The following is a 10,141-nucleotide window of genomic DNA, read 5'->3' on the forward strand; positions in this document are numbered from 1 at the left end:
AATTCAGCATACCAATTATATGTTATACCAAAGAAGTAGTCAGTTGTTTGCTGATGCAGAAAAAGTAATTCCAGGTGGAGTAAACTCTCCAGTTAGAGCATTTAAAGGAGTGGGAGGAACGCCTATTTTTGTAAAAAGTGCGAAAGGAGCTTATTTATTTGACGAAGACGGAAATAAATTAATCGATTACATCAATTCTTGGGGTCCTATGATTTTAGGTCATGCATACCAACCCGTAATTGATGCCATAACCGAAAGATCTAAAAGCGGAACTTCTTTTGGAATGCCAACTGAGTTAGAAACCCAAATTGCACAATTGGCGGTTTCAATGGTTCCGAATATTGATAAAATACGCTTTGTAAACTCGGGTACCGAGGCTTGTATGAGCGCTATTCGTTTGGCTCGTGGATTTACGAATCGAAACAAAATAATAAAATTTGCAGGTTGTTACCACGGTCATTCCGACTCGTTTTTAATTCAGGCGGGAAGTGGAGCAAGTACTTTTGGAACTCCAAATAGTCCAGGTGTTACTCCCGGGACAGCACAAGATACTTTGTTGGCAAATTACAATGATTTAGATAGCGTTCGAAATTTATTTGAATCAAATAAAAACCAAATTGCAGCCTTAATTGTGGAGCCCGTTGCCGGAAACATGGGTTGTGTGCCACCGTTACCTGGATTTTTAGAAGGATTAAAAGCATTATGTACAGAAAACAATTCATTGTTGATTTTTGATGAGGTGATGACTGGCTTCCGATTGGCAAAAGGAGGCGTTCAAGAATTATATAATATCAAGGCAGATATTGTTTGTTTCGGAAAAGTAATTGGAGGTGGTTTGCCTGTGGGTGCTTTTGCTGCAAGAAATGAAATCATGAACTATTTAGCTCCGGTTGGCCCTGTGTATCAAGCGGGAACATTATCAGGAAATCCGTTGGCTATGGCTGCCGGATTGGCCATGTTACAAGCTATAAATACAGATGCTAATTTATTTGAAAATTTAGATAAAAAGACGGCCTACCTAGAAGCTGGAATACATAAAGTGCTTACTCAAAACGGAGTTGTTTATACCATCAATAGAGTTGGATCTATGATTTCGGTGCATTTTGATGCGAGTCCGGTGGTAGATTTTCAAACAGCTAAAAGTGGCGATAATGAAACCTTCAAAAAGTTTTTTCATGGCTTATTAAAAGAGGGCGTTTACATTGCGCCTTCTGCCTATGAAACATGGTTTATAACTGATGCGTTAACTTATGAAGATTTAGATTTTACTATTAATGCCATAGATAAAGTTTCGAAGACTTTTTAATCAACTTTATTTAGCTATAATTTAGATTTCAGCCATAAATTGACATAGGTTTTGTTTTTATCGTACTGAGCAGCTTGTTTTTCAATATTGAAATATCTTTTTTCTCGCGGATCATTGCCAACACCAGCAAGATAAGCCCAGTTACCCCAATTACTGCATACATCATAATCGATTAATTGTTGCTCAAAATAGGCAGCACCTAACCTCCAATCTAGTTTTAAATCGTTACACAAGTAGCTGGCAACATTTTGACGCCCACGATTACTCATGAACCCCGTTAGTTTTAATTCAATCATGTTGGCATCAACAAAATCAACACCAGTTTTGCCATTAATCCAAGCTTCCAGATTTATAGAATTCGTATCGTTTATTTGAACTTCATTCGTTTTTATTCCCGATTGGAGAAACAGTTTAGCATTGTATTTCTTCATGATAAATCTAAAATAATCACGCCATAACAATTCGAAAACCAACCAATAAGTGGATTCATTTGATCCAAATTTTTGTTCGTATTTTTTTAATTCCTGATAGATGAATCGAGGTGAAATACATCCCAAAGCGAGCCAAGCCGAAAATTTTGAAGAATAATCTGCGCCTACTAATCCGTTGCGTGTTTCTTTATAGGTTGAAATAGAATTTGTTTCATCAAAATAATGTGTTAATCTTTTTAATGCTTCATTTTCTCCTCCTTTAAAAACGATTGCTGCTCTCGAATCTATGGATTGAAATGATAAACCTAATTCCTCAATTGATGGAATTACAACAGGCTCTATTTCAGGTGAATTTATCTTGTTTGGCGTTTCAAATGCAGGTCTTATTTGGGCTTCTTTTTCAGTTTGTTTTCTGAAATTTGTAAAAACATCAGGAATATTTTTTATAGAAAAGGGTAGGTCTTCAGCATGATATAAATTACTGGTGCTAAAGGTTTCAAATTCACATTTTATTTTAAACAAAGCCTCTTGAACTAGAGCCTCCGTTCTTTTTTCTTCAAATGCAACTTCTCTTTTTGCAACTACCTTGTTGGCATTATACTGCTTAACTATTTTTGGGATTTCTTCTTCTGGCTTTCCTTTTACAATAATAAGTCCGGAACCTAATTTTCTAAGATTTTTATCTAAATCTTGGATTGATTCCAATAAAAATGTAGCTCTATAACTTCCGATTTTTTCAAATCCGAAATCTGATTTTCCATAATGCGATTCATCAAAACAATAAACAGGAATAATTTGATCGCTTTGTGCAATTGCTTTAACAAGCGTTTCGTTATCGTTTAACCTTAAATCGGTTTTGAACCAAATTACCGTAGTTTTCATAAATCATTGATGTTTTTTAAATAATAATCAGCTTGTAATAATAATGCCTCTTTATCCTCAGGTTTCATTTTGTTCCATACATTCAACATCATATTTATACGAGGATTGGAAGCTAACTTGCTTTTATTTCGATCGTAAAAATTCCAATATAAACTATTGAAAGGGCAGGCTTTATCGCCTACTTTTAATTTATTATTATATTGGCAAGAGCCACAGTAAGAGCTCATTTTATCAATATAGGATGCCGAACTCACATAGGGTTTAGTGCCTACAATTCCGCCATCTGCAAATTGACTCATTCCGCGAGTGTTTGTTATTTCTACCCATTCAAAGGCATCCATGTAAATACCAAGATACCAAGCATCAATTTCATCTGGATGAACGCCAGCCAAAAGAGCAAAGTTTCCAGTTATCATTAAGCGTTGAATATGGTGTGCATAACCATATTCTAAAGATTGATTTATCGCATCCTTCAAACAAGTCATTTTGGTTTCGCCTGTCCAAAACCATGTTGGCAATGGCGCTGTATTATCGAAGTAATTTAAGGTAGCATAATTGGGCATTTGTTTCCAATAAATTCCACGCATGTATTCCCTCCAGCCAATTATTTGTCTAACAAAACCCTCCAGTTGATGGTATTCAATTTCGTGTGATCGTTTTTCCCATTCGGCAGTAACTCGTTCAATAACTTCTTTTGGAGAAATCAATTTTATATTCATGGAAAACGAAATGCGCGAATGATACAACGACCATTCATTGGGCATCATTGCGTCTTGATAACTTCCAAATAGCGGTAAGCATTCCGTAGCAAAATAGTCTAATAATTCAAATGATTGAGTCCTGTTTATTGGCCAAATGAATTGTTTTGCATTAATATTTCCAATAGTTTTAATCGTTGTTTTCTTAATTTCTTCGTGAATTGAAGTTACCTCATTTTCAAAAACTAAAGGAAAAATTGGCTTGTGTCCTTTGGGTAACTTCTTTCTGTTATCCAGATCATAATTCCATTTTCCTGTTAGCGGTTTGTCACCTTCCATCAAAACTGTATGCTTTTTTCGCATGTATCTATAAAAGCTTTCCATCAAATAGGTTTTCTTTCCTTCAAAGAAATCACCTAATTCATTTCTGCTTGAAAAAAAATGTTCCGAGTCTACAGCAGTACTTGAAATTGTTATCGATTCACATAGTTTTTTTAATTGGATATCAAGTCGGTATTCATCTGGTAATTGATATTCAAAGTGCGTAAACTGTTGTTCTGAAATCAGTTTTTCTATGTTTTTGTCAAATGATTGAAAATTAGCTGAATCGTTTAATTGAAGGTAAATCAGTTGGTGTCCATTTGATTTTAATTGGGAAGCAAAATCACGCATGGCTGCAAAAATCCCGACCACTTTTTGAATGTGGTGTTGCGCATAATCTGTTTCTGTTCGAACTTCCATCATGACATAAGTAACCGATTCCTCAACAGAATTGAACCAAGAATGATTGGAATTTAATTGATCTCCTAAAATTAATCTTAAAGTTTTCTTCATTATTTATTCATTCTGCATTTATCACTACAATATTTTACTTCCTCCCAAACTTTTTCCCATTTCTTTCGCCAGGAAAAGGGCTTGTTGCAAACGAGGCATATTTTATTGGGTAGATTTTGTTTTTTTACTCCTCGCATTTTTTGTTTTATTTGGGTTTGTTACGTGTTTTTGTAAAATTCTAGATCCTTCTTTTTTGACTTCGTCTTTTGTTCTGAAACTCCAAACGATTTCGCTCGCTTGTTTTCGGGTTTCTTCAATATCAACAATAGGAAATGGATAGTCTTTTCCAATTTCACAGCTATAAAATTGCTGTTCTATTTCGTTTAATTTCCATGGTTCGTGTAGTTGAGCTGCAGGAATTTGGGCCAATTCGGGCAACCATTTTTTGATAAATTCACCCTCAGAATCATGTTCTTCAGAGTTTTTTATGGGATTGTAAATTCGAATGGTATTGATTCCGGTTGTACCCGACTGCATTTGCAATTGGGGATAATGAATTCCGGGTTCATAATCTAAAAACTGACGCGCTAAAAAATGCAATTCCCGCCAATCTTGCCATAAATTGAAAGTAAAAAACGAAACCACCATGGCGCGCATCCTAAAATTGATATAGCCCGTTTCGACCACGCAGCGCATGCAAGCATCTACGATTGGGATTCCGGTTTTTCCTTCTTGCCAGGCCTTAATATAGTGTTCGTTTTTTGGTTTAACCATTGCATCATAAGCTCGATTTACATTTTCAAATTCCATGCGACATTCGTCTTCAAATTTTTGCATAAAATGACAATGCCAATGCAATCGAGAAACAAAATTTAATAATGCTCTTTTATTTTTTGAAGATTCATAATGCTGATTAGTATACTGATAAACCATCCGCATACTTATGTTTCCATAGCTCAAATAGGGAGATAATCTGCTGCAACCTTTTCGGCTTAAACTTGGTTTAGAAATGTGTTTACTATAATTTTCATGTCGCTCTTTTAGGAAACTATTTAAATAACGCCAAGCCCAATATTCTCCTCCTTGTTGAAAGTTTCCATTTCGAGTTGTTATTGCTGTGGACAGTTCTTTTCCTTTTAATTTTGAATATAAATCGGATTCTAATAATTCAAATTTAATAGCGTTGATAGCTGCCATTTTTGGCATTTCTTGCATCACTTTTTGCCATTTGAGATCCCAGTCTTTTCGTGTTTTCAACCCTCGAATTACACCATGCTGTTGCGTTTGATTCCAAATAATATTATTATTTTTGAAATATGCCTGCATTTCAATATCTCTTTTATAAGTGACAGCATTTCCAATTTCTTGATGAGAAAAAACCGTATTGATATCATACACTTTTGTCAATTCTTCAAATACTGGTACTACTTCATTATGAAAATAATACAGTTGGGAGGAAACTTCAGCCAGTTTCAATTGCATTGCTGAAATCGATTCATAAATAAAACGCCAATGCCGATCATCGGAATCATCAAAAGACATTACAGAAGGTTCAAAAAAATAGACCAATAAAATAGGAATCCCTTCTTTTTGTGCAAGAAAGAGTGGCCCGTGATCTACAAATCTTAAATCACGCTTAAACCATACAATATTTATCTTTTTTTTATTCAATTTTCAGAATGGAACTTACTTCTTTGTTGGGTTTTGCGTAGCTCAATCGATCTAATTGAACCGTTTTGTGATAGCTGTCAAGACCGGAGCAAGTAACAGTATTTGCTTTTTCCAAGTCAATAAATCCGTCTGCTGACAAGCATGTTTCCGGAATGTATATTTGGGTTATTTCGCCAATAATTAATATAGTATTGTTGATGGTAAGGTCAATTTTTTCTTTGAATTCTATCCCCAATTGGATGTTACTTTCGCTAACATAGGGTGCGAAAAAAGCATCTTTGTATTCTGGTGTTAATCCTGTTATTTCAAATTCTGAAATCTCTTTATCATAACGCGCCGAAGTTTGATGCGCTTGCTTATAAATGGTTTCGTTTACATGATTTATCGTGTAAAAACCAGTTTCGATAATATTCGAATAGGAATTTCGTTCAGGTGGTGAAGGACGAAAAATCAAACCAATTAATGGCGGATTGGCTCCCACATGAAAAACCGAACTGAATACCGCTAAGTTTGTATTTCCTTTACTATCGGAAGTTCCAACAAGTGTAAGACTTTTAAATCCGCCCAAGCTATTTATTAAATGTGCTCTTTCGTGTTTTTCTATATCTAGTAAGGTTTCCGATGTGAAATGTTTTATCATTAGTTTGGGTATATTTAACTCAATTTATCAATCGAAACCCACTTTTTGTCACTGTTCAATTTGAAAGTTCCAATATGTTCTTTGTTCCATTCTAAAGGAGAAATCAGTGATAAGAAATTTATTCCGTCTTCGCCTCGGTACAGATGATATATTTCTCCAATTACAGGCTCAAACGAAAAAGTGGAATTGTACACCAATTCGTTGTTTTCAAATTCCTGCAATAATTTTTCATATTGAAGTTTAAGCTCGTTGAATTTATTTTCAAATTCTTTGTTTACAGCACTAATATTTCTGCTTTTCCAAGAAACAATGTTGTCAATCTTTATAACAGGTGCCCCAACATTAGTAGGATAATTTAATAAACTTGAATTATATCCGGTTTCGTCATTATAAACTACATTGTCTGGTCTTTCTTTCTTCATTTTTTAATGATTTAAGTGCGAGTTTTTTGAAATTAAAAAATTAACATATATTTTTGTTTAACAAATGTACAAAATTGTTAAACAATATTTATCTTTACACCAATAAAATTTATCAAATATGGCAACAAAAAATGCAACACTTACAAAAGATGCGTTAGTATCTATGTATATGAATTATGTTTTAGAACATAATGAAAAGCCAAAATCAGTTTATCAATTTTCTAAATACAATTCTATTTCTGAAACGGAATTTTATAATTTCTTTGGAACGATCGAAATTCTTGAGAAAGAAATTTTCAAAATCTTTTTTGAAAATACACTTCACCTAATACAAAAAGAGGGCGATTATGAATCTTATGATATGAAAGGAAAATTGTTAAGTTTTAATTTCACTTTTTTTGAACTTTTAACTGCAAATAGAAGTTATGTAACATTGGCTTTAAAAGACCACGGTAATCAACTTAAAAGCTTAATGCAATTATCAAGTTTAAGAACACATTATATTCAATTTGTATCCGAAATTATTTCAGAAGGGATACTTTTAAAACAGGAACGACTTCAAAATATTCAAGAAAAAGCCATCCAAGAATCTTTTTGGGTTCAATTGGTATTGACAATGAAATTTTGGTTGGATGATAGTTCACCTGCTTTAGAAAAAACCGATTTATATATAGAGAAATCAATTAATACTGCTTTCGAATTAATGAATGCATTTCCATTGGATAGTCTTTTTGATTTTGGGAAATTTCTATTTAAAGAAAAAGTATATACCAAATAATGAAAACAATAGACTATATCCCAACATCAAAAATTCAAAGAGCATCCAAATTAGTCCAAACTGGAGCAAAAGTGGGCGTTAATTATTTGAAGTATTATGGAAAAAAATTGGTTAATTCCGATTTAAGTAAAGACAAGCTTAATGAAAATAATGCTGAAGATATTTATGACGGCTTAAAAAGTTTAAAGGGTAGTGCGCTTAAAGTAGCTCAGATGTTGAGTATGGATAAAAATTTTTTACCGCAAGCTTACGTTGAAAAATTCTCTCTTTCGCAATTCTCTGTTCCGCCGCTTTCGGCACCATTAGTTTTGAAAACATTTAAAACCAATTTGGGTCAATCTCCGTATGAAATTTTTGATGATTTTAATCCAAATTCTGTAAATGCGGCAAGTATTGGGCAAGTGCATAAAGCAGCAAAAAACGGAAAAAACTTAGCTGTAAAAATTCAATATCCTGGAGTTGCCAATAGTATTTCATCCGATTTGGCTTTGGTAAAGCCCATTGCTATTAGAATGTTTAACCTTCAGGGTAAAGATTCGGATAAATATTTTAAGGAAGTAGAAGATAAATTGATTGAGGAAACCAATTATTTATTGGAAATAAAACAAAGTCAAGAAGTTGTTGCTGCGTGTAATAAAATTGAAAATTTAGTTTTTCCTGCTTATTATACCGAATATTCTACCGAGAAAATTATCACCATGGATTGGATGACAGGAATTCACCTTTCTGAATTTTCTAAAATAAATAAAGACCAAGAAATAGGGAATAAGATTGGTCAAGCATTATGGGATTTTTACATGTATCAAATTCATTTTTTGAAGAAAGTACATGCCGATCCGCATCCAGGTAATTTCATGGTGAATGATGAAAATCAATTGATTGCTCTTGATTTTGGATGTATGAAAAAAATCCCAAATGATTTTTACATCCCTTATTTTCAATTAATTGACAAGAACATAATTAATAATCCAAAATTATTTTCTGATATATTATTTGAATTGGAAATCCTTAGAGTTGATGATTCAAATGAAGAGGTAGAATATTTCACTTCAATGTTTTATGATTTATTGTATTTGTTTACCAAGCCATTTCAAGAAGCGACTTTTGATTTTTCTGATCCTGAGTTTTTTGGCGATATTGCAAAACTAGGAGAGCGATTTGCTAATGATACCAATCTAAGAAAAATGAATGGTAATAGAGGTTCCAAACATTTTATTTACATGAATCGAACCTTTTTTGGATTGTATAATTTGATGTACGATTTAAAAGCAAAAATTGTTGTAAATCAGTTTCTGAAATATAGTAATTGATAGATTAATGGATTTATTTGGCCAAAATGAATTTGAAAAAAAGTTCGAAGTTTTTTCAGTATTAGATGGAGAAATTTTATTTATGCGAAATTTTTTATCAACTGAAGAGGCACAAAAAATCTATGAAGTTTTACAAAACACCATCAATTGGAAACAAGAGCAAATAACAATATTTGGTAAGACGCATCCAATTCCCCGAAAAACCGCTTGGTATGGAGACGAAGGATTTAATTATTCGTATTCGGGAATAAATTGTTACCCTGATAAATGGACCAAAGAGCTGCTTGAAATAAAAAGCAAAATTGAAAAATTAATTCCCCCTTCAAATTTCACAAGTGTATTGCTAAATTTATATAATGACGGCAACGACAAAATGGGATGGCATGCCGATAACGAAAAAGAACTCGGAATCAACCCAATAATAGCATCTTTAAGTATTGGCGAAACAAGGCGATTTGACATTAAGCACAAAGAGATTAAAGGTTTGCAGTATAAATTCGAGTTAACCTCAGGGTCCTTATTAATAATGCGTGGTGCGTTGCAGCACCATTGGGTGCATCGAATTCCAACTCAAAAAAAAGTCAGTAAACCCAGAATAAACCTAACTTTTAGGACAATAAAAAATGACCTCTAAATAAAAAAAACTCCAACATTTCTGTTGGAGTTTTTTTGTGGGCGATTGCTTGTTCCGATCTATCGGGAAGGGGTTCGAACCCCCGACACTCCCGATTGCATCGGGATGCTCTAAATTAAGCGGTATTACTCTTTATTTTTTATGAGTTCTTGAATTTTGATTTTGCTTTTCCAGGATTTGATTTGTTTTTCTCTTTCAATAGCTTCAGATTTTTCACTAAAGGTTTCCGAGTATACGATTTTCCAATCATTGTTATTTCCAGTAAATCCTTTGCTTTTTTGATTATGGCGTATAATTCTTTCTTCCATATTAGAAGTAAAGCCAATATAAAATTTATCTTTTGAATAACTGAAGAGTATGTAGACAAAAAATACCATAAAATTATATTTGATAAATAAAAAAACTCCTACAGAAATGTAGGAGTTTTTTTTTGTGGGCGATGAGGGGTTCGAACCCCCGACCCCCTCGGTGTAAACGAGGTGCTCTGAACCAGCTGAGCTAATCGCCCGATAAGGTTAATTATAATTAAAAGGATAAAATTTTAGGGCGATGAGGTGTTCGAACACACTACCACCACGCTGTAAAAGAGAAGCAC

Annotated in this window: 11 protein-coding genes and 1 tRNA gene; 4 read left to right on the top strand and 8 right to left on the bottom strand. The window is 33.5% G+C overall.

The window, feature by feature from the left end:
* The first annotated feature begins 19 nt into the window (after window positions 1-19).
* A complete protein-coding gene (gene hemL / locus ABWO08_RS06440; RefSeq protein WP_353084443.1) occupies window positions 20-1,306 on the top strand; it encodes a glutamate-1-semialdehyde 2,1-aminomutase in 1,287 nt (428 codons plus the stop codon).
* Between the two features lie 14 nt (window positions 1,307-1,320).
* Here hemL and ABWO08_RS06445 read toward each other — a convergent pair whose 3' ends face one another.
* The 6 genes from ABWO08_RS06445 to ABWO08_RS06470 are packed head-to-tail and all read right to left on the bottom strand — an operon-like array spanning window position 1,321 to window position 6,824.
* Window positions 1,321-2,619 (bottom strand): DASH family cryptochrome, encoded by a 1,299-nt coding sequence (locus tag ABWO08_RS06445; RefSeq protein ID WP_353084444.1) that lies wholly within the window; start codon window positions 2,617-2,619, stop codon window positions 1,321-1,323.
* On the bottom strand, window positions 2,616-4,151 hold the full coding sequence (locus ABWO08_RS06450) for a cryptochrome/photolyase family protein (RefSeq protein ID WP_353084445.1): 1,536 nt from the start codon (window positions 4,149-4,151) through the stop codon (window positions 2,616-2,618). The genes ABWO08_RS06445 and ABWO08_RS06450 overlap by 4 nt, the downstream gene beginning before the upstream one ends.
* Window positions 4,151-4,288 carry a DUF2256 domain-containing protein gene (locus tag ABWO08_RS06455; protein ID WP_353084447.1) on the bottom strand — a complete coding sequence of 46 codons (138 nt, stop codon included), beginning with the start codon at window positions 4,286-4,288 and terminating at the stop codon, window positions 4,151-4,153. Before ABWO08_RS06455 ends, ABWO08_RS06450 begins: the two co-directional genes overlap by 1 nt.
* Window positions 4,254-5,762 (bottom strand): cryptochrome/deoxyribodipyrimidine photo-lyase family protein, encoded by a 1,509-nt coding sequence (locus ABWO08_RS06460; RefSeq protein WP_353084448.1) that lies wholly within the window; start codon window positions 5,760-5,762, stop codon window positions 4,254-4,256. Before ABWO08_RS06460 ends, ABWO08_RS06455 begins: the two co-directional genes overlap by 35 nt.
* Window positions 5,755-6,402: a flavin reductase family protein gene (locus tag ABWO08_RS06465; RefSeq protein WP_353084450.1), complete on the bottom strand. Its 648-nt coding sequence runs from the start codon at window positions 6,400-6,402 to the stop codon at window positions 5,755-5,757. Before ABWO08_RS06465 ends, ABWO08_RS06460 begins: the two co-directional genes overlap by 8 nt.
* A 14-nt stretch (window positions 6,403-6,416) precedes the next feature.
* Window positions 6,417-6,824, bottom strand: a complete 408-nt coding sequence (locus tag ABWO08_RS06470) for a DUF2452 domain-containing protein (RefSeq protein ID WP_353084451.1) — start codon at window positions 6,822-6,824, stop codon at window positions 6,417-6,419.
* 118 nt (window positions 6,825-6,942) lie between these two features.
* On the opposite strand from ABWO08_RS06470, the gene ABWO08_RS06475 reads away from it, so the two are divergent.
* The 3 genes from ABWO08_RS06475 to ABWO08_RS06485 are packed head-to-tail and all read left to right on the top strand — an operon-like array spanning window position 6,943 to window position 9,546.
* Entirely contained in the window at window positions 6,943-7,602 is a 660-nt protein-coding gene (locus tag ABWO08_RS06475; protein ID WP_353084453.1) for a TetR family transcriptional regulator C-terminal domain-containing protein, read from the top strand.
* Window positions 7,602-8,912, top strand: coding sequence for an ABC1 kinase family protein (locus tag ABWO08_RS06480; protein ID WP_353084455.1), 1,311 nt, complete (start codon window positions 7,602-7,604; stop codon window positions 8,910-8,912). Before ABWO08_RS06475 ends, ABWO08_RS06480 begins: the two co-directional genes overlap by 1 nt.
* Window positions 8,913-8,919: 7 nt before the next feature.
* A complete protein-coding gene (locus tag ABWO08_RS06485) occupies window positions 8,920-9,546 on the top strand; it encodes an alpha-ketoglutarate-dependent dioxygenase AlkB family protein (protein ID WP_353084457.1) in 627 nt (208 codons plus the stop codon).
* Window positions 9,547-9,671: 125 nt separating this feature from the next.
* Here ABWO08_RS06485 and ABWO08_RS06490 read toward each other — a convergent pair whose 3' ends face one another.
* Both ABWO08_RS06490 and ABWO08_RS06495 read right to left on the bottom strand, forming a co-directional pair.
* Window positions 9,672-9,923: a GIY-YIG nuclease family protein gene (locus ABWO08_RS06490; protein WP_353084459.1), complete on the bottom strand. Its 252-nt coding sequence runs from the start codon at window positions 9,921-9,923 to the stop codon at window positions 9,672-9,674.
* A 56-nt stretch (window positions 9,924-9,979) separates the two neighbouring features.
* Window positions 9,980-10,054, bottom strand: a tRNA-Val gene (locus ABWO08_RS06495).
* Window positions 10,055-10,141: the final 87 nt, after the last annotated feature.

Origin of the sequence: Flavobacterium sp. (genome assembly GCF_040383245.1) — a bacterium.
Classification (GTDB): Bacteria; Bacteroidota; Bacteroidia; order Flavobacteriales; family Flavobacteriaceae; genus Flavobacterium.